Genomic DNA, 21,670 nt, shown 5'->3' on the forward strand with positions numbered 1-21,670 from the left:
CAGTGCCCAGGCACAGCCGCGGTTTTACCTTGCTGGAATTGATGGTGGTGATTGCGCTGATCGGCATCGTGTTGAGCGTGGTTGGTCTGACGGCCGGCAACACCCCTGGCCGTCAGGCGCGGCAGGCGGCTGGCGAGGTGGTGCAACTGATTCAGCACGTGCGCGAGCAGGCGGTGATCGAAGGGCGCGAATACGGCGTGCGTGTGCGGCGTGACGGGTACCAGCTCTACCGCCTCGACCCTCAGGGTTGGCGGCCGATGGGTGAGGAGCAGCGCTTGGCAGAGGGTGTGCAATTGCACCTTGAACAGGAAGGCCGACGCGTGAGCCTTGAACGCATCGCGCCGCAATTACTGATGCTCAGCAGCGATGAAGTCAGCGCGTTTGTCTGGACTTTTGCGTCCGAGGACCAGGTATGGGCGCGCGTTGTCAGTGACGGTGTCGGAGAGTTGTCGATTGAAAGCTAAGTACCGGCGCCGCCAAAGGCGCCAGGCCAACGCCCGTGGTTTTACCTTATTGGAAGTCATGATCGCGTTGGTGATTTTCGCCACGCTCGCGGGCGCGGTGATCACTGCCAGTCACTACTCATTGCGCCAGAGTGCGCGACTGCAAGCGCAGATACAGTGCGCCTGGGTAGCGGACAACCAATTGAGCGAGCTGCGCTTGCACCCGAGTTCGCCCGGACGTCAGCAGCTGCTGCGACGCTTTGATGGGCGTGATTGGGTGATCGACCAGACAATCGTACCGGCCACTGATCCGCGCCTGCTTCAGGTCGACATCAGCGTGAGCCCTGCGGGCAGTGATCAGCCGGTCTATCGCACACAGGGCTGGATACCCGCCAGGAATGAATAAGCAGGCAGGCTTCACGCTGCTCGAATGTGTGATTGCGCTGGCCATCTTCGCCTTGCTTGGGCTTGCCAGTGGGCGCCTGTTCGACACCGTGGTGCGCGCGCAACAGGGCACGGCCAATCACGAACAAGAGTTGCGCCGCCTGCAACGGGCCATTGGCGTCATCGAACGGGATGCGCTGCAGTTGGCTTCCTCGGTGCTGGTCCTCAGCCCCACGACCCTGCGGTTGCTGCGTAGTCACTGGCGCAACCCGCAGGATTTGCCGCGCAGCGAGCGTCAGCAAGTGCTCTACCGCCTGGACAATCAAGTGTTGTGGCGTGAAAGCCGAAGCTTGGAATCGTCGACAGTCGAACGCCAGAAACTGCTCGACGATGTACGTGTGTTGAACTGGCGTCTATTTCACCGCGACAGCGGATGGCACAGTGAATGGCCGGTGGGCAAGGGCGCTGCCCAGGCACCCCCTCAAGCGCTGGAGCTGGTGCTGTCGGTGGGGCGCTTTGAGCAGGTGCGCCGTGTGCTGCCACTGCCACAGGGGCCGCCATGAGACGCCGCCAGCGGGGTGTCGCGCTACTCAGCGTGTTGCTGGTGATGAGCCTGGCGTTGTTGCTGACAGCGGGCATGTTGCGCAGCCATCAGCTAATGGTGCAGAGCAGTGCGCGCCAGATCCATCAGGTGCAGCTGCGCCAATGGGCGCTGTCGGCAGAGGCATGGGCCCTGGAGATACTGCAAGCGACAGCTGACGATGAGAACTCACGGGTGCATCAGGGCCAGGCGTGGGCACGGGCGACCTGGCCCTTTGAGACGCAAGGCGCGCACATCACGCTTGAGATCGAAGACCTGTCCGCACGCTTTAATGTCAACGCGCTGCTCGGCGAGGGGCAAGTGGATCGGCTCATTGAGCAGCGCTGGTTGCGTCTGCTTGCGGCACTGGGCCTGCCGCCACTGGACTTGCGAGCCGCAGGCCCGGTGGCGGAGCAGCGTGAACTCAGCCAGTTACGGCTGCTGCCAGGTATCGACGGCGCGACCTTGAGGCAACTGGAGCCCTGGGTAGCGCTGCTGCCCAAGGACGCCAGCTTGAACATCAACACCGCCCTGCCACAGGTGTTGGCGACCCTTGAAGGCATGTCGCCGCCGACGGCCGAAGCCTTGGTCAACCAACGGCCAACCACCGGCTATGGAAGTGTCCAGGCATTCATCCACGACCCTTTGATCGCCGGGTTGGGTGTGACCGGCCACGGACTTGGCATCAGCAGTCGATGGTTCCGTATCAACGTTGATGTTCGCCTGGGCACCAGCCGCTTGCGCCTGGCCAGCGAGGTTGAGCGTGAGCGCAAAACCGGGCGTTGGCGCGTCGTACAGCGCCGCTTTCCTACGCCGACACTGAGCGAGAACGCATTATGAAAACCTGGCTTCATTTAAGTGCCGAAGGCCTGGCGGCCCCCATAAGCGAATGGCCCTGTTGTGTCTGGCGGGCGGCGGATGACCGTCGGCCCCTGCGCCTGATTGAGGCCGCACACGACCTGGAGGGACAGGCGGTTGAACTGCTGTTGCCTATGGAAATGTGCAGTGTCTTGCGCAGCGGGGTGTGGCCCACCCAGCGTCGGCCCAAACCCCAGGCTGTTGCCTTTGCCATCGAGGACCAGTTGGGTGAAGAACTGGAGGCCGTGCATGTGAGTGTCGGTCAGCGGGACGCAGCCGGTTGCTTTCCGGTACTGGTGACCCACAAGGCGCGTTTCAAGACGCTGCTGCATGAGCTGGCGACGCTTGGTATCCAGGTGCGCAGTGTGCATGTCGACGCCGATCTGCTCCCCGATGATTGTGCTGTCGCCGTGGACTGGTATGGCCGTCGGGTCGTGGGCGGGCCCGTACGGCTGGCGATGTCTGCTCCGGCACTCAAGGCGCTGGAACCGTTGCTGGATGAACCCTTGCAGTGGCTGGACGAAGACGAGAGCCGGGCGTATATAGCGCGCGCCTTGTGGGGCGGCCAGGGCCAGCCGATCAATTTGCTGGGGGGTGAATTCGACCGCGCCCGACAACCCTGGCCCTGGGCCGCCGCAGCACTGGCAGCAGCCTTGGTATTCGTCATCGATTGGGGATTCATGCAGGTGCGTATTCAGTATTTTGAAGGGCACGCCCGTAGTCTCCACGCGCAGAGTGTGGAGCGCTTCCAGGCGCTGTACCCGGAACAGACGCGTATTGTTGACCTGGCTGCGCAACTGAAGGTGATGCAGCACGGGCAAAGCGCGCGCTCGCCCGAGACAGCGATGGCGCGCCTGGTCGGCCTGACTGAGCAGGTAATCGGCGCGGCCGATGTGGAGGTACGCCGCATGGAATTTCGACGCGGCGACGGCTGGAAAATTGAGTTGGCGGCTCACGGCTTCAGTGCGCTGGAGCAATTGCAAGCGCAGGGGCGGCAGAGCGGCATGCCGGTGCGTGTGGAAAACGCCAGCAAGGAAGGCAATCGCGTACATGCCGTGTTGGTGTTGGAGGACGCGTCGTGAAAGCTCTGCAAGCCTGGAAGGCGCTGTCACCTCGTGATCGCTTTTTACTCAAAGGACTGGCGGCGTTTTTGCTCGGTGTGCTGCTGTTCCAGGGGGTGTGGCAACCCGGCCGGCAGCGGCTGGTCGGTGCCGAACGGTATTACCAGCAACAACACGTATTGGCGCAGCAAGTGCAGCGTGCCCAGCCACTGCAAGCCCGGCAGGCGGCAACCCTGCCCCCGGCGTCAACCATCCACGACAGCGCCGAAGCGGCGGGGCTCGAGGTCAATCAGATCGAGGTACAAAGCGAGCGGCTGCGCTTGATCCTCAGCGGCGAGGCAGTGGCGTTGCTCAACTGGTTGGCGGCACTGGAACGGGACACGGGGGGCTTCCACATGCTCACGCTGGAGAAACGCGATGACCGTCTGGAAGCTCGTCTTGAGCTTTAGAATGCCGCTCAGCTCTGGCTATTTTTCAGTCGCTACGGCGCTGTAGTCGTTCAAGGCGCCGGTTTTTCAAGCCGCGGCCAGCGGCGGCAACTTCGCCAGCTTCAACGCCACCAGCAACGCGCCGACCAACAGCGCCACGATGAAGGCGCCAATGCCGTTCCACCCAGCAAAGTGCCAGAAGAATCCGCCCGCTGTCCCGGCGATGCTTGAGCCTACGTAATAGCAGAACAGGTACAGCGATGACGCCTGCCCCTTGGCCTTGACCGCGCGGCGGCCGATCCAGCTGCTCGCTACCGAGTGGGCACCGAAGAAGCCGAAGGTGAAGATCAACATGCCCGGCACCACCAGCCATAGCGGGGTGAACAGGGTCAGGGCCATACCGCCAAGCATCAGCACGATGGTGGCCCACAACACGCGACGGCGGCCAAGGCGGTCGGCCAGGGAGCCGATCTTTGCCGAGCTGTAGATGCCCGAGAGGTACACCAGCGACAGCAGGCCCACCACGGCCTGGCTCAGGTCATACGGGGCGGCCAGCAGGCGGTAGCCGATGTAGTTGAACATCGTCACGAACGCGCCCATCAGCAGGAAGGCTTCGAGGAACAGCCACGGCAGGCCGGCGTCCTTGAAGTGCATGACAAAGCCGTCCACCAGGCTGCGCGGCTTGAGGCTGCTGGCGCGGAAGTTGCGCGATTCGGGGAGGATCTTCCAGAACACCGTGGCGGCGATCAGCGCCAGGGCGCCGATGATCAGCATTGCGGTGTGCCAGCTGACGAAGTCGATCAGCACGCCGATGATCAGGCGCCCGCTCATGCCCCCGATGGCGTTGCCGCCAATGTACAGGCCCATCGCCAGGCCGATGTGCTGGGGGTGGATCTCTTCGCTCAGGTACGTCATCGCCACGGCGGCCAGGCCGCTCAAGGACAGGCCCACCAGCGCGCGCATCAACAAAATCCCTTCCCAGGACGGCATCAGGCCGCTGGCGATGGTCGCCAGCGCTGCGCAAAACAACGCGGCGACCATCACCGGCTTGCGCCCCAAGGTGTCGGAAATCGGCCCGGTAATCAGCAAGCCCAGCGCCAGCATCGCCGTGGCCACTGACAGGATCAGGCTGCTCTGCGCCGCATTGATCGAGAACTCGTGGGACAGCGCCGGCATCATCGGCTGCACGCAATACAACAAGGCGAACGTGGCGAAGCCGCCGGAGAACAGCGCGAGCACCGTGCGCATGAACATCGGCGTGCCTTTTTCGATGTACGCGTCATTGAGCTGCGCCACCACCTCATCCAGGGCGGTAGGTGGGACTTCTTGAGCGAATGGAGCGACAGCAGATTTCACGGAGACCTCGGGGAGGAAAAGCCTGCCAGGACTGGCAATGCAAAAAAGAATATAGCTGGCTAATGATTCTTTCCAATATATTGTTCGACCTGTTTGATAGCTTTTACGACCTAATGAGGTTTGCATGGAATTACGTCACCTGCGGTACTTCATTGCCGTCGCCGAAGAGCTGCACTTTGGCCGCGCTGCGCAGGTGCTGGGCATCTCGCAACCGCCGCTGAGCCAGCAGATCCAGGCGCTCGAGCAGGAGGTGGGCGCGCGGTTATTCGAGCGTACCAATCGTCGGGTTGAACTGAGCGAGGCCGGGCGTTTGTTCCTGCACGAGGCGCGGCTGGTTCTGGCCCAGGTCGACAAGGCGGCGGATGTGGCCCGCCGTGCACAGTTGGGGCAGCTGGGCGAGCTGAAGATCGGCTTCACCTCTTCGGCACCGTTCAACTCCAGCATCCCGCAGGCGATCTTTGCGTTTCGCCAGGCCTTCCCGGCCGTGCACCTGAACCTGCAGGAAATGAGCAGCACCGAAGTGGCCGAATCGTTGGTGGATGAGTCGATTCAGGTTGGGCTGATGCGCCCATTGCCGCTGCCGGACTCGTTGAGTGTGATCGAGCTGATGCGTGAACCGCTGGTGGCCGTATTGAACGCCGGTCATCCGTTGGTGGAGGGCAGCGAGCGCGGCCTCTATCTGGCGCAACTGGCGCAGGAGCCGTTTGTGTTTTTCCCGCGCACCTACGGCAGCGGCCTGTATGCCCAACTGCTCAACCTGGCCCGCGATGCCGGCTTCAGCCCGCACTTCGCCCAGGAAGCGGGGGAGGCGATGACCATTATCGGTTTGGTGGCGGCGGGCTTGGGCGTGTCGGTGTTGCCGGCGTCATACCAACGGATACGGATCGATGGCGTGGTCTATCGCACGTTGCTGGATCAGGAGGCGGTGACGGCGGTATGGCTGGTGCAACGCAAAGGCGCACAAACGCCGATGGCGAAGGCGTTTGTGGAGTTGTTGGTGGCGAGCGGGCGGTGCGACGATTCGACAAGCCCGCTCGCCACAGAGGATGTGCCTGGCTTTGGTTTTACTTAGATGTTCCCGTCTGCTCAAACAACTGCGCCGCCGACCCTGCCTCACCACTCACGCCATTGTTGCGCAATCCCGCCATGATGTCGTTGTCCAGGTTGTTTACCCAACGGTTGTAGTTGCGATGGATCTTGCCGTCCTTGTAGCCCAGCTCGCGGCTGTCGCGGTAGGTGATGGCGTAGCTGTTGCGCGTGTAGCGGATGTCGATGGCCGCGTAATACTGGTTACGCACGGTGATCTCGGCCTGTACCAGTTGCGGGCTCAGGCGCTGCACGTTCCATTCGCGTTTTTGCAGGGCGTTGACGATCACCGTTTTCATTTTCTCTTCGCTGACCTGGGCGTTGGCCGGCAGGTCGTGCTGGGTGTTGAGGATCGGTTTGCTGGTGCAACCGGCGGTGGTCAGCAGGGCCAGGGTGATCAGCGTAGCGCGTAGCAAGGAAGACATTCCGTATTCTCCAATCGATTAAAAAGTCAGGACCAGCGGCGGAAGATCAGCGACGTGTTGACGCCGCCAAAGGCAAAGTTGTTGTTCATCACGTAGTCGTGGTGCATCTCGCGAAATTCACCCTGCAGGTAATCCAGCTCGCCGCATTGCGGGTCGACTGAGTCCAGGTTGAAGGTGTGCACGTACTGGTCGCGGTTCATCATCTCGATGCTGAACCATGACTCCAGCGCACCGCAGGCGCCCAAGGTGTGACCGAGGAAACTTTTCTGCGAACTGATGGGCATGTGGCTGCCGAACAGGCTGCTGGTGGCCTGGGTTTCGGCGATGTCACCCTGGTCGGTGGCGGTGCCATGGCCGTTGACGTAGCCGATGGCGTCCGGGGTGAGCCCGGCGTCTTCCAGGGCCAGCTCCATGGCGCGGCGCATGGTTTTCTGTTCCGGGCGAGTGGTGTGCTGGCCATCGGCATTGCTGCCGAAACCGACGATCTCGGCATGGATATGCGCACCCCGCGCCAGTGCGTGTTCCAGCTCTTCGAGCACCAGCATGCCGGCGCCTTCGCCGATCACCAAACCATCGCGGCCGCTGTCGTAGGGGCGTGGGCTGGTCTGTGGCGCATCGTTCTTCAGGCTGGTGGCATACAGTGCGTCAAACACCATGGCCTCGGTGGGGCACAGCTCCTCAGCGCCGCCGGCGAGCATCAACGGCAGGCGGCCGAACTTGATCGCTTCATAGGCATAGCCGATGCCCTGGCTGCCGCTGGTGCACGCGCTGGACGTGGGGATCAGCCGCCCGGTGAGGCCAAAGAAGATGCTGATATTCGCCGCCGTGGTGTGGGGCATCATGCGCACGTAGGAGTTGGCATTCAGCCCCTCGGCCACCGAGTTCAGCAGCATATTGCCGAAGGCCTTGATCTCATCGGTACTGCCGGTGGACGAGCCACAGGCCACACCCATGCGCCCGTCCTTGATCGACTCGTCACCGAGCAAACCAGCGTCCTTCAGCGCCTGCTCTGCCGCCCACACCGCCAGGCGCGAGACGCGGCCCATGCTGCGCAGCTGCTTGCGCGTCCAGTGGGCGGGCACGACGAAATCATCGACCGGCCCGGCCAGGCGCGTGTTCAATTCGGTAAAGCGTTCCCACTCATCCATGCGCCGGATGCCGCTGCGGTTGGCGCGGAAGTTGGCCGAGATCGTCTCCCAATCGCCGCCCAGGGAGGTTATGCCGGCCATGCCGGTGACGACTACACGTTTCATCAGCACAGGCCTCCATTCACGGCCAGGACCTGGCGCGTGATATAGCCGGCTTCGGCCGACATCAGGAAATTCACCGCGCCGGCGACTTCTTCCGGGGTGCCCATGCGTTGCGCCGGGATCATCTTCATCAGTTCTTCCACCGGTACGTTCTCATCCAGCATGGCGGTATCGATCAAGCCGGGCGCAACGCAGTTGACGGTGATCTTGCGCTTGCCCAACTCGATGGCCAAGGCCTTGGCCGCACCGATCAGGCCGGCCTTGGAGGCGCTGTAGTTGACCTGGCCACGGTTGCCGATCAGCCCGGAGACCGAGGTGATGCACACAATGCGCCCGGCGGCGCGCCGACGAATCATCGGCATCATCACCGGGTGCAGCACGTTGTAGAAGCCATCGAGGTTGGTGCGCAGCACCACGTCCCAATCGTCTTCCGACAAGGCCGGGAAGGCGCCGTCGCGGGTCAGGCCGGCGTTGAGCACCACGCCGTAATAAGCACCGTGTTGCTCCACGTCGGCTTCAAGGATTTCCTTGCACGCGGCGCGGTCCGCCACGTCGAATTGCAGCACCCGCGCCTGGCGGCCCAGGGACTCGATCTCGAGCTGCACCGCGTCGGCTTCGGCCCGGCCACTGCGGCAATGCAGCACGATGTCATGCCCGGCCTGGGCCAGGCGCAGGGCAATGGCGCGGCCGATACCACGGCTGGAGCCGGTGACCAGTACGGGTTCAGTCATGGCGTTTCGTCCTTCGATTCATCTAAATAGTTGGCCGCCTGGGGCGGTCTAAATACATTCAGGCGCGCGCTGGCCTGGATACCGCTACCGGTAAGGTGGCATTCGAACACACCCATGCCGTTGTCGTCTTCCAGGGAACGCAGGCCGTGGATGCTCAGCTCGGTGCCGGCCGGGAAGTGTTCCACGTTGCACTCGAACTTACGTGTACCGAGCAGGAAGCCCAGTTCCACCGCTTCACCCTTTTGACGGGCGCGGCAGCCGGCGTAGGCGGCGACGCTCTGCGCCATCAACTCGATGCCGACCCAGGCCGGCAGGCTGCCGTCAGGGCGGTTGAACAGGCCGTCGGGCTTGACGGTGAGGCGGGTGCGAATCTGCTCTTCATCGAACGACAGCACCTGGTCGATCAGGATCATGTCGCCCGCGTGGGGCAGCAGTTCGGCGAGTGGCCAATCGGTCATGGGGCCTCTGCAATTATCAGGCTGACGTTGTTGCCACCGAAGGCAAACGAGTTGCTCATCAGGCAGGGTTTTTCCAGGGTTTCGCCGCTGAGTGCCCATCGCAAGGCGGGCAGCGTGGGGTCGGCCTGGCCGTCCCACACATGCGGCGGCACCCGGCCGTGGGCCAGGCTCAGCCAGCAGAACGCGGCTTCCAGCGCACCGGCCGCGCCCAGGGTGTGGCCGCTCATGGGTTTGGTCGACGAGCAGGCCACGCCTTCGGGGAACAGGCTGGCGACGGCGAGGCTTTCCATGGCGTCGTTGTGTTGGGTGGCGGTGCCGTGCAGGTTCAGGTAGCCGATCTGCCCGGGCTGCACTTTCGCGCTGGCCAGTGCCTTGCGCATCGCCTGCAACGCGCCTTTGCCGGTGGGTTCCGGCGCGGAAATATGGTGCGCATCGCAACTCGCACCGCTGCCCAGCAGGGCGATCGCCGCCGGCGTTTTAGTCATCAGGAACAGCACCGCCGCTTCGCCGATATTGATGCCGTTGCGGTTCACCGAGAACGGATTGCAGCGCGCGTTGGACACCGCTTCCAACGCGCCGAACCCGTTGAGGGTCAGCTTGCACAGGCTGTCGACGCCGCCGCAGAGCACCGCGTCGCACACCCCCAGGTCGAGCAGGCGTTGTGCGCTCATCAAGGCCCGGGCGCTGGAGGTGCAGGCGGTGGAAATCACATAGGCCGGGCCGCTCAGTTGCAGCCAGTCGGCGAGGAAGTTCGCCGGGGCGCTGAGTTCCTGTTGCTGGTAGTCGTAGTCGCTGGGGAAGTGCCTGTCGCGCAGGTATTGGGCTATACCGCGGCTGGCTTCGTCGATGCCCGAGGTGCTGGTGCCGAGCACAATCCCGACCCGCGAGGCGCCATAACGGTGGATCGCCTGGCGAATCTCGCCCTCGATCTGCAACGCCGCTTCCAGCAGCAGTTGGTTATTGCGGCTGCTTTGCTGGCCGAGTTCCGTCGGGATGGTCGCCAGCTCGCCGTGCACACTGCCTACCGGCAGCGTGCGCTCCGGCACCCAGCCGCTTTCGGCGCGCATCCCCGAGCAGTCGCCGGCAAACAGGCTGCGGCTCACCTCGGCCTGGCCCCGGCCGAGGGCGCAGATTACGCCCAGGGCGTTGAGGTAGGCGGTCATCGCGCGGTACCCAGTGGTGTGATGCGGTAGCTCAACGGCTGACCGGCCATGTTCACGCTGAACACTTCGGAGGACTGATACACGATCTGCCAATGGCCCGGAAGGGTACGCGTAAGGTCCATCGCCTGGGCGCCGGGATAGAGCGCACGCACGTCATCCGCCGAGGTCAAGGCAAACAACAGTGCGGCAAACAGCTCGCGCGCCTGGGGATTGGGCGGCAGCAGACCGTCGGCCTGCCATTGGCCATCGATCAGTTTTTGCCGGGCCTGGGGAATGCCCAGCGGGTCCATCATCGACCAACGGATTGCGCCACCTTCGCGTTGGATCACCAGCAGCCAGTCCTGGCTCTGGCCGTCTGCCAGGCGCTGCACGTGCAGTTGTATCGGCAAGGCCAGGGCCGGGGTTTTTTCAGGCAGCGGCGGCTGGCTGGCGCAGGCGCTCAGCAGCAACAGGCAACCGATCAACAGGGCGCGCATCATGGTGCGGCGCTCGCCAGGGGTTTGCGTGCTACGCAGTTGACCAGGGTTTCTTCACGCTGACCCACCGGCGGCGGAGTACGCAGGCCCCAGCGCTCCAGCAGACCGAAGTCGCTGGAACGGCTCCACCACAGGTACGGGTACGAAACGTTCTGCGGGCCGAACTCAAAGCCCTGCTCGCGGAGCATCTCCAGGTACTCTTCGGCGCTTTTCTGCACATGCATGGGGTGGCGGAACAGCCAGCGAATGACCCAGGTGTCGATATAGGCTTCGGTGGATTCGGCAAACAGCAAGTAACCGCCGGGCTTGAGCACCCGGTAAAACTCCTTGAGTGCGCGATGCTGTTCAACCAGGTGATGGAAGGTCTGGTGGCAGAACAGGATGTCGACGCTGGCGTCCGGCACATCGAGGGTGGCGCAGTCGCTGCCGATCAATTCGACGGCCAGGCCCTGGCGCGCGGCTTCGGCCTTGCTCAGTTCCAGGCTGTGGGGGTCGGCATCCAGGCCGATCAGGCGTTCAGGGGTAAACACCTGCTGCAGGTATTGGAACGACTTGCCCTGGCCGCAACCAGCGTCCAGCAGCACCGGCGCCTCGGGCAGGGGATCGGTGAACAGGCTGCGCAGGTCGTTGATTGCCACACGCAATACATGGTGCTGCCAGGTGTGGCTGCGCAGGAACCAGAAGCCGAACTTGGTTTCTTCGACGTAGTTTTTACTCAGGTATTGAGACGTCATACCGGTTCACTCGCACAAATTTCCGACAACATCCGCAACCGCCGCTTGGGCTCGCTGACAAACGGGTTGCGTTCGTCCCACGCGTAACCCGCGAGGATTGAACTGATCATCCGGCGAATCTCCGGCGAACTGTCGGGGTGGAAAATCACATCCTGGAACGTCCCCGCATACCAGCCTTCGACGTAGCAGCGGAAGGTGTCGACACCGCGCTTGAGCGGCTCGGCAAACTCGGTTTGCCAATCCACGGTCTCGCCTTTGAGCTGACGATGCAGCACGCCAGCGGCCATGCTCGCCGAGCGCATGGCGATGGTCACGCCGGAGGAGAACACCGGGTCGAGGAATTCCGCCGCATTGCCCAGCAGCGCAAAGCCTGGGCCGTGCAGGGTTTTGACGTTGGCCGAGTAGCCGCCGATGGTGCGCGCTGGCGTGTCCCATACGGTGTTATGCAGCACGCCGGACAAGCTCGGGGTTTCGTCGATAAAGCCGCGCAGGCAGGCGTCGAGGTCAGCGTCGCGACCGTCGAAATGCTCCTTGGCCGCGACCACGCCCACCGAGCAGCGACCGTTGCTGAACGGGATGGTCCAGAACCAGATATCGCGCTTGGTAGGGTGAGTGGTTATCAGAATCTTGGTGCGGTCGAAGCCTGGGTGTTCGATGCGGTCTTCAACGTGGGTGAACACTGCCTGGCGCAGCGGGAAATTCGACGGCGCCTCCAGGTCGAGCAGGCGCGGCAGTACGCGGCCGTAGCCGCTGGCATCGAGCACGAACTTGGCCTTGATGTGGTACTCGCTGCCGTTCTCGCGGCGCACATGCAGGTAGCGGCACTCACCGGAGAAATCCACGCCGACGATGGTTTCGCCGTAGCGGATGTCAACGCCTTGCTGTGCGGCCTGATCGGCCAGCAACTTGTCGAACTCGCCGCGCTGCACCTGGAAGGTGGTCGGCTTGCCGTTGCTGAAGGTGTCACCGAAATCAAATGCGCTGTAACGCTCGCCCCAGGCAAACGCGGCACCGGTTTTTACCTGGAAACCCGCGGCCTGCACGGCGTCGAGCATGCCGGTTTCTTCGATGAAATCGATGCAGTGCGACAGCAGGCTTTCACCGATCGAAAAGCGCGGAAAATGCTGGCGCTCGATGATCAATACATCATGCCCTTTGCGTTTGAGCAGTGCGGCGGCAATCGCGCCGGAGGGCCCGGCACCAATCACCACGACCTGGCGACGTTCCATTTCAACTATGGGCACGAGGGCTCCTTGCCGCTTTGGCGATAATCACATTCATGAGGCATGTTTCCGTTGGCCGGCCCAGGGCGCCAGCATAAAGCTGAATGCCAGGCCCAGGCTGACCGACAGGCCGAAATTACTCACTGCTGGTGTGCTGGACACGGCCAGCAGGCCGAACGACAACCAGGTCGTCAGCGCTGCCAGCAGCGTCCCTAAAAGGCTGACAGCAGGACCGCCGATCTGTTCGCGCATCAAAATCGCATAATCAACACTGATGGCCGTGACCAGCAGCAGCCCGAACAGGCTGAACAGGGTCAACGGCTGGCCCAGCCAACCCAGGCTGGCCAGGCTGCACAGCGCCGCCAGCAGCGGCAGGGCGACGATGCGCAAGGCACCGCCAAAGCCGAACGGCAGGATCAGCAACAGCACGATCAATACGCACGACATCAGCTTCAATTCGGCGGCGCTGATCTGCGTGTCGGCGAACACACGGTTCAAATCACCGAGGCGATCCACCAACTGCACGCCGGGTAGGTCCACGGCTTGCACCCGCAGCAGCGCCGGGTTGTTCAGGCCCTGCAGGCTGACCATGGCCGCGACACCGCCGTCCACCGGGCCGAGCCACAGCGTGCGCCAGGGTTCGGCCAAGGGGCCCGCCAGCGCAGCGTCGATGTCTTCGGTGGGCAGCGCTTGCAGTTGCGCGACTTCGGCTTGCAGGGCACTGGCGGGCACGCCGAGGTCCAACAGCGGCTGCCAATGGTGTGGGAGTGTGTTCAGGGCATCGCGCAGTTGTTGCTGCTCGGCGGGTAGGCTGACCAGTTGGTTGAGCGCCAGGTAACCCTGAAGCTTGTCCATATTCACCAGTTGGTCCAGGCGGTGGCCCAGGGCGGCTTGCCGCTCCAGCAACTGCGGCTGGTTATCCGCCCGGATCAGGAAAAACTGGCTGGTGGGCTGGAAGCCGGTAATGCGTGCCACCGCCTGCGCCTCTTGCAGCAATTGCGGCGGCGCGCCGATCCACTGGCGAATATCGTTTTTGCTGTTCAGCTGCCACAGGCCACCGGCGCAGAACAGCAGCACCCACGCCAGCAAAAATGGGCTCGGCACGCGCTTGAGCAAGGAGGCCCGCACCAGCCACAGGCACTCGGCGATGCGCAGCGGCCATTGTGCCGGGCGCAGTTCGACACCCTTGAGCAAAGCCGGCAGCAGGCATACCGCTGACAGGTAAGCGCCGACCAGCCCCGCAGCGGAGAACACCGCGATTTGCGTCAAGGCCGGAAACGGCGTCCAGGCCAGCGCCAGGTAGCCGATGCAACTGGTGGCCAGGCTCAGGCTCAGCCCTGGCAGCGTCAGGCGCAATGCCGGCCAACTGCGCCAGGGGGTCATGCTCCAGCTTTTCGACAGGTAGTGCAGCGGGTAATCCACCGCGACGCCGATCAGGCTGGAGCCGAGCACCAAGGTCATCACATGCATATGGCCGAACAGCGCCACGCAGGTGACGGCGCCAAACAGCATGCCCACCAGCACTGGTACGAACGCCAGCAGCACTCGCCAGCGGCGGAACGCCAGCAACAGCAACAGCAGGATGCCGACAGTGGCGCCACCGCCAACCCAGGTGATTTCCCGCGTGGCCTGCTGCTGGCCATTGGCGGCGTAGAGCAAACCGCTGGCGGCGAGCAATTGCGCGCCGTGTTCGCCGGCCTGCGTGCGGCTGGCCTGGAGCAAATCCGCCACTTGCAGCGGCAGTTTCATGTCGAAGGCATTGCCGGTGGTACGTGCGCGCAGCAGCACCCAGCTCTTGCCGTCGGCGTCGGCGATCAAGGCGCCGCTGCCGATGTCCAGTTGCACCGAGCCGTGTTGCGGCTGGCTGTTCTGGATGCGTCCGGTCAGGCCGAGCCAGTCGTCCTGGCTCGGCACCAGGCTGAAGCCGGTGAAGGGGTCGAACAGCGACTGCACCCGTTGCTGGATGAACGCGTCGGGGTGGTCGATCAGTTGTTCGCGGTCCTTGGCCGAGAGCATCGCCAGCCGCCCGCGCAGCAACTGCTCACGCAGCGCCGGCAGGTCGGCTTGCAGGTTCCATTGGACCTTCTCGAACAGGCCGCTGGCCTGCCAGCGCTCGCCCAATTGCTGCGCCACGGCCACCGCTTGTTGGCGATCGGCGTGCCCCACCAATACCAGCATTTCGCGGTTGAGCGGCTCCTGCATGCGCTGTTCGGCCTGCAACTCCAAGGCATCCGGCGTACTGCCCGGGACCAGCTCCATCAGGTTGGCCGACAGCGGTGCACCGTGGCGCCATTGCCAGCCGGCCAGGGCCAGCACGGCCACCAGCAGGATCAGGAACAGGCGGGGCAGCAGGCGCTCACTGGGCAAAGTCATGTTGCTCCGCGTCGCTCAACGGCTGGCTGGCCGTACTGTCCTGCATGCGCAGCAAGGTGCTGTCGCCCTGGGTTTCCAGCAGTTCGATGGTGTGTACCAGCTCACCGCCGTCGATATTGATCTGGGTGAATACCTGCTTGAGCAGTAGCGAGCGCGGGATCAGCGTGAGTTTCCATTGCTGGGCTTCGCCTTGCAGTTGCAGCTCGAAGTCACGCTGCAAGCCGCTGCTGTCGCCCTGGAGCACGGCGAGGAACAGACGGTTCTGTTCGGCACCGGCGCTCTTGTTCGGCAGCAGCTGCCAGCCATTCGCGTCACGACGGGCGATGCCCTGGGCGCTGATGCGGTAGTCCTGTTGCAGTGGGGTTTTCAGCAGCCACAGCAGGCCGTGGTCTTTGGCCAGGACGAAGGTGCCCTTGCTGACCAGCGGTTGCGGTAGCGCCCGCAGGTGTTTTTCCTGGATGAAGCTGCCGTGGATCACTGAAGGTTTGGCCAACTGGTCGCTGAGTTGTTGCAGGTCGAAGGCCTGGGCTTGAAGCGACAGCAGCAACGCGCCGAGGAAGGTGATCAGTTTCATGACAAGGCCCTGTCGACGGCGTCGGTGAATACTTTGGGCGAGGCCAGCTGCATCTCGCGACTGGCGATTTCCACCGCCACTTGCACAGTGCTGGCGCGGGTCAGGCGCTCGCCGCTGGCCAGGTCGGTGATCAGGTAGTTGACCTTCAAGCGGTTCTCCCACTCCACCAGACTGGCGCGCACGTTGATCGTCTGGCCGAACATCGCGCCGCGCACATAGCGCAGTTGCATGTCGATCACCGGCCAGGCGTAGCCGGCTTCGAGCATCGCCGTGTAGTTGTGGCCGATCTTGTCCAGCAGCGCGCAGCGTGCGACTTCCAGGTACTTCACGTAATGCCCGTGCCAGACGACGTTCATGGTGTCGACGTCAAAAAACGGCACGAGGATTTCGGTGTCGCTGTGTAATACGCCAGGGCTACGCATGCAGCCTCCAGTGTTGCTCGGCGATGCGTTGCAGGCACAGGCGCAGTTCGCCTTCGAGGGCGCGGTCTTCGATGACCGGCGGGAAGTCCTGGGCCAGCTCTGCATGCATGGCCGCCAGAGCCGGCGGCAACGGGCGTGCGTCGTTGGCCTGGGCGCGCAGCCACACGCCCTGGTTGGCGGCGAGCAGGGTGGCGGCGGCGACCTGTTCGGTCAGCTCCAGCACACGGATCGCATCGCGGGCGGCGATGGTGCCCATGCTCACCTTGTCCTGGTTGTGGCATTCGGTGGAGCGCGAGAACACGCTGGCCGGCATGGTGTTTTTCAGGGCTTCGGCGGTCCAGGCGCTGGTGCCGATCTGCACGGCCTTGAAGCCATGGTTGATCATCGCGCGGTCAGCCGGTGCGCCGGACAGGTTGCTCGGCAGGCCGTGGTTGTAGCGCACGTCTACCAGCAGCGCGAGCTGGCGGTCGAGCAGGTCGGCGACGTTGGCCACCAGGGTCTTGAGGCTGTCCATGGCAAAGGCGATATGCCCGCCGTAGAAATGCCCGCCATGCAGCACGCGTTCTTCTTCGGCGTCGATGATCGGGTTGTCGTTGGCGCTGTTCAGTTCGATCTCGATAAACGAACGCAGCCAGTTCAGGCTGTCCGCCAACACACCGAGCACGTGCGGCGCGCAGCGCAGTGAGTAGCGGTCCTGCAGGCGATGCAGCGGCGCGGTCGGCGCGTCGATCGCCAGGTCCTTGCGCAGCCAGGCGGCGACTTGCATCTGCCCCGGATGTGGCTTGGCGGCGAACAGGCGCTCGTCGAAGTGTTCCGGGTTGCCTTGCAGCGCCACCACGTTCAGTGCGGTGATGCGCGTGGCCAGTTGCAGCAGGTAGTCGGCGCGGGCGAAGGCCAGGCAAGCGATGCCGGTCATCACGGCGGTGCCGTTCATCAGCGCCAGGGCCTCCTTGGGGCGCAGTACCAGCGGCTCCCAGCCGAGTTCGCGGTGCACGTCGGCCGCCTGACGACGCTCGCCACGGAACAGCACGTCGCGCTCGCCGGACAGGGTCGCGGCCACGTAGGACAGCGGCGTCAGGTCACCGCTGGCGCCCACCGAGCCTTCTTCCGGGATCAGCGGCAGCACGTCGTGTTCGAGGAACGCATGCAGGCGCTCCAGCAGTTCCACGCGCACCCCGGAGACACCGTGGCACAGCGACTGCAAGCGCGCCGCCAGCACGGCACGGGTAGCTTGGGCGTCGAGCAACTTGCCCAGGCCGCAACCGTGGAAGGTGTACAGGTGACGCGGCAGGGCCTCGACGTGTTGCAACGGCACCGCGACCACGCAGGAGTCACCGTAGCCGGTGGTTACGCCGTAGATCACGCCTTCCTTGTTCAGCAACGAGTCGAGGAACTGCGCGCCCTTGGCAATGCGCTGGCGATACGCGGCATCGCTTTGCAGCTGGGTAGGCACCTGACGGTTGGCCAGGGCCAGCACGTCTTCGATGCGCAGGGGGCGTTCGCCAAAGGTTACCGGCTCAAGATGCGTCGTCATCGGTCTTCCAGAAAGGGTAAAAGTTGAACCATTGTTGGGGCGCTTCCAGGCAGAACTGGCCCAGGCGTGCGGCGTAGCGCGCGGTCCACAGGGCAATGACCTGCTCGCGGGTGCTGCGTTTCCATTCGATCAATTGCGCGAAGGGCTCGATGGTCAGGCGATAGCGGCCCTGGTGTTTCAGGCACATCAGCAGGTTGACCGGGCATTTCAGCAGGCCCGCCAGCAGCCACGGGCCTTGGGGGAAGGCAGCGTCATGGCCGAGGAAATCCACGCGCACCGTGCGCCCGCCATGCAACGGCACACGGTCGCCGGCAATCGCCAGCCATTCGCCGTCGTCCAGGCGCTGGCTGAGCAACAGCATGGTGGCCGGGTCCAGCTCGCTGACCTGGATCAGGCGCAAGTGGGTGGCCCCGGCTTCGCCCAGCAGGCGGTTGAAGCGTTCGGCGTGCTTGGTGTGCACCAGCACGTTCATGGTGACCTGTTCGCCGATTTCCGCCAGCGCGCGGCACACTTCGAGGTTGCCCAAATGTGCGCCGACCAGCATCTGCCCGCGCCCGCCACGCAGTCGCCCGCGCAGTTTCGCCGGGTCGTTGATCTCGATCTGTTCCAGGCGCAGCTTGCCGTTCCACACGTCGAGCTTGTCGAGCAGGGCGTCGGCAAAGGCCATGAACTGGGCGAAGACTTTGCGCTGGCTGGGGCGTAGTTCATCGCGTCCGCTCCAGTCGGCCAGGCGTTGTTGGTATTGCCAGGTGCTCTGGCGCGCGGTGCGGCTGAACAGGAAGAAGTACAACACGATGCCATACAGCACCGGGCTCAGCAGGCGGCGGCCGAGGACCTTGGCGGCGAGGGCGGTGAATTTCATCAGCCAGTAGCTGCCGCGCTCTTCGCGGTCGGCCCAATGCTTGGTGCTGTCGCTCATGCCTGCCACCGTCGCCACAGGATCAGCGGTGCACGCACCAACATGCCGAAGAACAGTCGGGTGTGCATGGCGCTGATGCGTACGTTGTCGCGGAACAGGCGGAAGTGCGACAGGCCGTCGGCAGGGTAATGCACCTGGGTCGGCAGCCAGCGCATCGGCTGGTTACGCCAGGCCAGGCGCACCAGGATGTCGGAGTCGAAGTCCATGTGCGTGCCAATGTAGGCCGAGTCCATCAGGGCCAGCACTGGTGCCAGCGGATACACGCGAAAGCCGCACATCGAGTCGCGGATCTGCAGCGACAGGGTGTTGATCCACACCCACACGTGGGTCAGGTAACGCGCGTACAAACGGCCCTTGGGCACGCTTTCGTCGTATTCCGGGTAGCCGCAGATGATCGCGTTGGGCTGCCTGCGGGATGCGTCGATAAATGTCTCGACTTCGCGCAGGTCGTGCTGTCCGTCGGCGTCGACCTGCAAGGCGTGGCTGAAGCCCAGGCGCGCCGCTTCGCGAAAGCCTGCCATCACCGCGCCGCCCTTGCCTTGATTGTTCGGCAGGGTCAGCAGGGTGACATTGTCCAGCCGCGCCAATTGCGCCAACACCGCTGCACAGGCCGGGCTGCTGCCGTCGTCGACCAACAGACACGGCAGGCCGCTGCTCAACAGGCTGTGGACCACGGCGGGCACTGCGGCTTCGTGGTTGTAGACCGGGATCAGGGCGCAAGGGTTATGCATGGGCGGCTTCCAATTGGATCCGGCCGCTGGAGCAGGCGGCGACGCCGTTGCGGTAGGCGAAATACAACTTGCCGCGTTCCTGGTCGAAGCGCAGGTGCAGTTCGATACGGTCGCCGGGGCGCACCAGTTGCTGGAACTTGAGCACTTCCATGCCGGTAAAGGTCGACGGCAGGTCGAGCAGTTGCTGGCCCAGGTTGAATGCCCATTCCACTTGGACCACACCCGGCAATACCGGGGTTACCGGGAAGTGCCCGCTGAAGTAGGCCAGGTCCGGCGGGACGCTGAGTTGCACGGTCCATTCGCCGTTGGCTTCTACCTGCTCCAGCACTTCCGGCGCCTTGGGCCGGGGCGCCAGCAGCAGCGCGGCCACATCGGCCTGGGGCAGTTTGCCTTGGGCATTCAGCGGCAGTTGGCGCAGCAGGCGCCAGCGGCGCGGCAAGGCCAGGGCTTCGCAATGCTGGCTCAAATGTTGGCGCAGGGTTTGGGTGAGATTGCGTCGGCCCTGATTGCGCAAGGCATGCAAGCCATCGGCGCTCAACACCACCAGGGCGCCGAGGGATGCGCGGTTTTCCTGCACCACCCCCAGGCGCGTTTCGGCGACCCACGGGTGGGCCATCAGCGCTTGCTCCAACATCGGCAGGGAGATGCGTTTTTCTTCCAGCTTGACGATACGGTCCAGGCGCCCGAGCAGCTCGAAGCGACCATCGGCGTGAATGCGTGCCGCGTCAGCGGTTTGTTCTATATGCCCGACGGGCAAGTAAGGCGAGGCGATGCGCAGTGCACCGTCGGCGTCCTGGCTCAGGTGTACGTCGGCGAACGGCTGCCAGGGTTGCGCGCCCTGGCGCCAGGCGATGCCGCCGGTTTCCGAGCTGCCGAGAATCTCTGTCGGCCATTGCTGCAAGCGCTCGTAAAGACTGCAGGCCGCCTCGATGGGCAAGGCACCGCCTGACGAAAATACCCGCGATACTTGGCTCAGCGCCGGCCAGTCGAGGTTGTCGCCCATGCGCTTGAGCAGCGCCGGGCTGGCGACCCAGGCGAATTGCGGGTGTTCGCGGCTGGCGCGCTGCATGTCTTCCGGAAAAGCCAGCTGGCGGCGCACAAAGGTGCGACCGGCGCACAGCGGCCACAGCACGCGGAACAGCAAACCGTAGATGTGCTGGGTGGCGACACTGCCGATGATGCAGGCGTCTTTCAGGTCTGCACCCCACAGAACCTCCAAGGCCCGGACCTCATTGGCCAACTGGCGCAGGGTCTTGTCGATGCGCTTGGGTTCGCCGCTGGAGCCGGAGGTGCACAGGCTCAGTTGGCAGGTGTCCAGGTCGAGGGCAGCAGGGCTCAAGGGCGCTTGATACAACGCGTCCAGGTCTGCCGCTTCAGTCAGCCAGGTGTCGACAACCGCGTCCCAGCGTTGGCGGGTCTGGGGTTGCAGATCGGCGGGCAGCAACACGCTGGCCCCGGCGCGCCAGGCGCCCAGCAGTGCAATCGCCAGCAGGCCTGCGTCTTCCAGGTGCAGGGCCAGGCGCTGGATACCACGCGCTTGCAACCCGGCCGCCAGGCTCAGGGAGTGCTCCCACAGCTGGGCGTGATTCATCGCAGGTTCGGTGGTCACCCAACGCTGTTCCAGCGGCTCGAGCAACAGGTGCTCAAGATTCAACCCATTCATACGCGGCCTCGAACCCTTTGTCGTACCAGCCATTCCACGGCAAACAACAGACCCATCAGCCCATAGGCGATCAAGCCGTTGTACAACGTCCACCAGCTCAACGGCGCCCACAGGGTGAGGGCGGCGGCGAGCAGGCCATTACACAGAAAAAACACGCACCACACCACGGTGACCTGGCGCGTATACACAATCGCGTGCGGCGGCAGTACCGGGTCGGTCATGCGTGCCAGACGCTCCACCATCGGCGGGCCGTATTTCAGGCTCAGGCCGAACAGCGCCAACATGAACGCACTGACCAGGCTCGGGTACCAGCGCAACAGGCGCGGGTTATCGAACCAGGCCAGGGCCAGGCAAAACACGATCACCGCCAGCGCCATCCAGCGGCTGCCGGGGCGCGAAGCACCAGTGACCGCGCGCAACAGCCACAGGCTGCCCAGCAGCAGGCCGAATTGCCACGGCGCAAAGTGCTCGGTGCCGTAATACACCGCAAAGGGGTACAGCAGCCCCGCCAGCAACAGGCCAAGGCCGATCAGCCGGCTCATGCGGCAGGCTGGACCAGACGGTACACCGCCTCAACCACGTCGTTGACGGTGCGCACGGCCTTGAACTCTTCGGCGGCGATCTTCTTGCCGGTCTGGCGCTTGATATGGTCGATCAGGTCCACGGCATCGATGCTGTCGATTTCCAGGTCCTGATACAGGTTGGCGTCGAGGGTGACGCGCTCCGGGGGCAGTTCAAACAGTTCCACCAAGGCATCGCGCAGGGTGTTGAAAATATCGTCACGAGTTTGCATGGTCC

25 protein-coding genes are annotated in these 21,670 nt (G+C 63.9%); 7 read left to right on the forward strand and 18 right to left on the reverse strand.

The genetic code is table 11. From position 1 onward, the window contains the following. Positions 1–2: 2 nt before the first annotated feature. Genes gspH through gspM form a run of 6 tightly spaced genes read left to right on the forward strand, consistent with a single transcriptional unit; the run spans position 3 to position 3,775 of the window. The gene (gspH, locus tag FIV39_RS05385) at positions 3–464 is read left to right on the forward strand and encodes a type II secretion system minor pseudopilin GspH (RefSeq protein ID WP_159440114.1); all 462 of its coding nucleotides are present in this window, start codon (positions 3–5) and stop codon (positions 462–464) included. Continuing rightward, positions 454–849: a type II secretion system minor pseudopilin GspI gene (gene gspI / locus FIV39_RS05390; RefSeq protein ID WP_259193414.1), complete on the forward strand. Its 396-nt coding sequence runs from the start codon at positions 454–456 to the stop codon at positions 847–849. Before gspH ends, gspI begins: the two co-directional genes overlap by 11 nt. Then, the gene (locus FIV39_RS05395; RefSeq protein WP_090400960.1) at positions 842–1,390 is read left to right on the forward strand and encodes a type II secretion system protein GspJ; all 549 of its coding nucleotides are present in this window, start codon (positions 842–844) and stop codon (positions 1,388–1,390) included. The genes gspI and FIV39_RS05395 overlap by 8 nt, the downstream gene beginning before the upstream one ends. Next, a complete protein-coding gene (locus FIV39_RS05400; RefSeq protein ID WP_090400959.1) occupies positions 1,387–2,247 on the forward strand; it encodes a type II secretion system protein GspK in 861 nt (286 codons plus the stop codon). Before FIV39_RS05395 ends, FIV39_RS05400 begins: the two co-directional genes overlap by 4 nt. Continuing rightward, positions 2,244–3,347 (forward strand): type II secretion system protein GspL, encoded by a 1,104-nt coding sequence (gene gspL / locus FIV39_RS05405; RefSeq protein WP_090400958.1) that lies wholly within the window; start codon positions 2,244–2,246, stop codon positions 3,345–3,347. The genes FIV39_RS05400 and gspL overlap by 4 nt, the downstream gene beginning before the upstream one ends. Next, positions 3,344–3,775, forward strand: coding sequence for a type II secretion system protein GspM (gene gspM / locus FIV39_RS05410; RefSeq protein WP_244176231.1), 432 nt, complete (start codon positions 3,344–3,346; stop codon positions 3,773–3,775). The genes gspL and gspM overlap by 4 nt, the downstream gene beginning before the upstream one ends. Before the next feature lie 66 nt (positions 3,776–3,841). Here the strand turns inward: gspM and FIV39_RS05415 are convergent, their stop codons facing one another. After that, on the reverse strand, positions 3,842–5,062 hold the full coding sequence (locus FIV39_RS05415; protein ID WP_276544436.1) for an MFS transporter: 1,221 nt from the start codon (positions 5,060–5,062) through the stop codon (positions 3,842–3,844). 172 nt (positions 5,063–5,234) lie between these two features. Between FIV39_RS05415 and FIV39_RS05420 the strand changes: the two genes are divergently transcribed. After that, positions 5,235–6,182 (forward strand): LysR family transcriptional regulator, encoded by a 948-nt coding sequence (locus FIV39_RS05420; protein ID WP_090400956.1) that lies wholly within the window; start codon positions 5,235–5,237, stop codon positions 6,180–6,182. Here FIV39_RS05420 and FIV39_RS05425 read toward each other — a convergent pair. The 17 genes from FIV39_RS05425 to FIV39_RS05505 are packed head-to-tail and all read right to left on the reverse strand — an operon-like array spanning position 6,175 to position 21,665. Continuing rightward, positions 6,175–6,621, reverse strand: a complete 447-nt coding sequence (locus FIV39_RS05425; protein ID WP_090400955.1) for a hypothetical protein — start codon at positions 6,619–6,621, stop codon at positions 6,175–6,177. The two genes, FIV39_RS05420 and FIV39_RS05425, sit on opposite strands and share 8 nt — an antisense overlap. A gap of 26 nt (positions 6,622–6,647) precedes the next feature. Next, positions 6,648–7,874 carry a beta-ketoacyl-ACP synthase gene (locus FIV39_RS05430; RefSeq protein WP_090400954.1) on the reverse strand — a complete coding sequence of 409 codons (1,227 nt, stop codon included), beginning with the start codon at positions 7,872–7,874 and terminating at the stop codon, positions 6,648–6,650. Next, entirely contained in the window at positions 7,874–8,602 is a 729-nt protein-coding gene (gene fabG / locus FIV39_RS05435; protein ID WP_090400953.1) for a 3-oxoacyl-ACP reductase FabG, read from the reverse strand. Before fabG ends, FIV39_RS05430 begins: the two co-directional genes overlap by 1 nt. Further along, the gene (locus FIV39_RS05440) at positions 8,599–9,060 is read right to left on the reverse strand and encodes an ApeP family dehydratase (RefSeq protein WP_090400952.1); all 462 of its coding nucleotides are present in this window, start codon (positions 9,058–9,060) and stop codon (positions 8,599–8,601) included. Before FIV39_RS05440 ends, fabG begins: the two co-directional genes overlap by 4 nt. After that, positions 9,057–10,223, reverse strand: coding sequence for a beta-ketoacyl-[acyl-carrier-protein] synthase family protein (locus tag FIV39_RS05445; RefSeq protein WP_090400951.1), 1,167 nt, complete (start codon positions 10,221–10,223; stop codon positions 9,057–9,059). Before FIV39_RS05445 ends, FIV39_RS05440 begins: the two co-directional genes overlap by 4 nt. Continuing rightward, positions 10,220–10,702 carry a hypothetical protein gene (locus FIV39_RS05450; RefSeq protein ID WP_090400950.1) on the reverse strand — a complete coding sequence of 161 codons (483 nt, stop codon included), beginning with the start codon at positions 10,700–10,702 and terminating at the stop codon, positions 10,220–10,222. The genes FIV39_RS05445 and FIV39_RS05450 overlap by 4 nt, the downstream gene beginning before the upstream one ends. After that, the gene (locus tag FIV39_RS05455) at positions 10,699–11,433 is read right to left on the reverse strand and encodes a class I SAM-dependent methyltransferase (RefSeq protein WP_090400949.1); all 735 of its coding nucleotides are present in this window, start codon (positions 11,431–11,433) and stop codon (positions 10,699–10,701) included. The genes FIV39_RS05450 and FIV39_RS05455 overlap by 4 nt, the downstream gene beginning before the upstream one ends. Further along, positions 11,430–12,677 (reverse strand): NAD(P)/FAD-dependent oxidoreductase, encoded by a 1,248-nt coding sequence (locus FIV39_RS05460; protein WP_090400948.1) that lies wholly within the window; start codon positions 12,675–12,677, stop codon positions 11,430–11,432. The genes FIV39_RS05455 and FIV39_RS05460 overlap by 4 nt, the downstream gene beginning before the upstream one ends. 33 nt (positions 12,678–12,710) lie before the next feature. After that, positions 12,711–15,023 (reverse strand): MMPL family transporter, encoded by a 2,313-nt coding sequence (locus tag FIV39_RS05465; RefSeq protein WP_186731507.1) that lies wholly within the window; start codon positions 15,021–15,023, stop codon positions 12,711–12,713. Beyond that, complete coding sequence (locus FIV39_RS05470) at positions 15,013–15,603, reverse strand: outer membrane lipoprotein carrier protein LolA (protein ID WP_090400946.1); 591 nt, start codon at positions 15,601–15,603, stop codon at positions 15,013–15,015. The genes FIV39_RS05465 and FIV39_RS05470 overlap by 11 nt, the downstream gene beginning before the upstream one ends. Continuing rightward, on the reverse strand, positions 15,600–16,025 hold the full coding sequence (locus tag FIV39_RS05475; protein WP_090400945.1) for an acyl-CoA thioesterase: 426 nt from the start codon (positions 16,023–16,025) through the stop codon (positions 15,600–15,602). The genes FIV39_RS05470 and FIV39_RS05475 overlap by 4 nt, the downstream gene beginning before the upstream one ends. After that, positions 16,018–17,559, reverse strand: a complete 1,542-nt coding sequence (locus FIV39_RS05480) for an HAL/PAL/TAL family ammonia-lyase (protein WP_090400944.1) — start codon at positions 17,557–17,559, stop codon at positions 16,018–16,020. Before FIV39_RS05480 ends, FIV39_RS05475 begins: the two co-directional genes overlap by 8 nt. Continuing rightward, positions 17,543–18,478, reverse strand: a complete 936-nt coding sequence (locus FIV39_RS05485) for an LpxL/LpxP family acyltransferase (protein WP_090400943.1) — start codon at positions 18,476–18,478, stop codon at positions 17,543–17,545. Before FIV39_RS05485 ends, FIV39_RS05480 begins: the two co-directional genes overlap by 17 nt. Then, entirely contained in the window at positions 18,475–19,209 is a 735-nt protein-coding gene (locus FIV39_RS05490) for a glycosyltransferase family 2 protein (RefSeq protein WP_090400942.1), read from the reverse strand. The genes FIV39_RS05485 and FIV39_RS05490 overlap by 4 nt, the downstream gene beginning before the upstream one ends. Then, complete coding sequence (locus FIV39_RS05495; RefSeq protein ID WP_090400941.1) at positions 19,202–20,872, reverse strand: acyl-CoA synthetase family protein; 1,671 nt, start codon at positions 20,870–20,872, stop codon at positions 19,202–19,204. Before FIV39_RS05495 ends, FIV39_RS05490 begins: the two co-directional genes overlap by 8 nt. After that, complete coding sequence (locus FIV39_RS05500) at positions 20,869–21,414, reverse strand: COG4648 family protein (RefSeq protein ID WP_090400940.1); 546 nt, start codon at positions 21,412–21,414, stop codon at positions 20,869–20,871. The genes FIV39_RS05495 and FIV39_RS05500 overlap by 4 nt, the downstream gene beginning before the upstream one ends. Next, a complete protein-coding gene (locus tag FIV39_RS05505) occupies positions 21,411–21,665 on the reverse strand; it encodes an acyl carrier protein (RefSeq protein WP_003187949.1) in 255 nt (84 codons plus the stop codon). The genes FIV39_RS05500 and FIV39_RS05505 overlap by 4 nt, the downstream gene beginning before the upstream one ends. Positions 21,666–21,670: the final 5 nt, after the last annotated feature.

This window comes from Pseudomonas grimontii (genome assembly GCF_007858185.1).
In the GTDB taxonomy this organism is placed as follows: Bacteria; Pseudomonadota; Gammaproteobacteria; order Pseudomonadales; family Pseudomonadaceae; genus Aquipseudomonas; species Aquipseudomonas grimontii.

What these genes read in the sequence shown, in the direction of transcription:
- FIV39_RS05445 (WP_090400951.1), bottom strand. Translation starts at nt 10,223, where the DNA reads ATGACCGCCTACCTCAACGCCCTGGGCGTAATCTGCGCCCTCGGCCGG.
- FIV39_RS05485 (WP_090400943.1), bottom strand. Translation starts at nt 18,478, where the DNA reads ATGAGCGACAGCACCAAGCATTGGGCCGACCGCGAAGAGCGCGGCAGC.
- FIV39_RS05505 (WP_003187949.1), bottom strand. Translation starts at nt 21,665, where the DNA reads ATGCAAACTCGTGACGATATTTTCAACACCCTGCGCGATGCCTTGGTG.
- fabG (WP_090400953.1), bottom strand. Translation starts at nt 8,602, where the DNA reads ATGACTGAACCCGTACTGGTCACCGGCTCCAGCCGTGGTATCGGCCGC.
- FIV39_RS05400 (WP_090400959.1), top strand. Translation starts at nt 1,387, where the DNA reads ATGAGACGCCGCCAGCGGGGTGTCGCGCTACTCAGCGTGTTGCTGGTG.
- gspL (WP_090400958.1), top strand. Translation starts at nt 2,244, where the DNA reads ATGAAAACCTGGCTTCATTTAAGTGCCGAAGGCCTGGCGGCCCCCATA.
- FIV39_RS05495 (WP_090400941.1), bottom strand. Translation starts at nt 20,872, where the DNA reads ATGAATGGGTTGAATCTTGAGCACCTGTTGCTCGAGCCGCTGGAACAG.
- FIV39_RS05420 (WP_090400956.1), top strand. Translation starts at nt 5,235, where the DNA reads ATGGAATTACGTCACCTGCGGTACTTCATTGCCGTCGCCGAAGAGCTG.
- FIV39_RS05430 (WP_090400954.1), bottom strand. Translation starts at nt 7,874, where the DNA reads ATGAAACGTGTAGTCGTCACCGGCATGGCCGGCATAACCTCCCTGGGC.
- FIV39_RS05455 (WP_090400949.1), bottom strand. Translation starts at nt 11,433, where the DNA reads ATGACGTCTCAATACCTGAGTAAAAACTACGTCGAAGAAACCAAGTTC.
- FIV39_RS05490 (WP_090400942.1), bottom strand. Translation starts at nt 19,209, where the DNA reads ATGCATAACCCTTGCGCCCTGATCCCGGTCTACAACCACGAAGCCGCA.
- FIV39_RS05500 (WP_090400940.1), bottom strand. Translation starts at nt 21,414, where the DNA reads ATGAGCCGGCTGATCGGCCTTGGCCTGTTGCTGGCGGGGCTGCTGTAC.
- FIV39_RS05440 (WP_090400952.1), bottom strand. Translation starts at nt 9,060, where the DNA reads ATGACCGATTGGCCACTCGCCGAACTGCTGCCCCACGCGGGCGACATG.
- FIV39_RS05395 (WP_090400960.1), top strand. Translation starts at nt 842, where the DNA reads ATGAATAAGCAGGCAGGCTTCACGCTGCTCGAATGTGTGATTGCGCTG.
- FIV39_RS05475 (WP_090400945.1), bottom strand. Translation starts at nt 16,025, where the DNA reads ATGCGTAGCCCTGGCGTATTACACAGCGACACCGAAATCCTCGTGCCG.
- FIV39_RS05480 (WP_090400944.1), bottom strand. Translation starts at nt 17,559, where the DNA reads ATGACGACGCATCTTGAGCCGGTAACCTTTGGCGAACGCCCCCTGCGC.
- FIV39_RS05470 (WP_090400946.1), bottom strand. Translation starts at nt 15,603, where the DNA reads ATGAAACTGATCACCTTCCTCGGCGCGTTGCTGCTGTCGCTTCAAGCC.
- FIV39_RS05425 (WP_090400955.1), bottom strand. Translation starts at nt 6,621, where the DNA reads ATGTCTTCCTTGCTACGCGCTACGCTGATCACCCTGGCCCTGCTGACC.
- FIV39_RS05450 (WP_090400950.1), bottom strand. Translation starts at nt 10,702, where the DNA reads ATGATGCGCGCCCTGTTGATCGGTTGCCTGTTGCTGCTGAGCGCCTGC.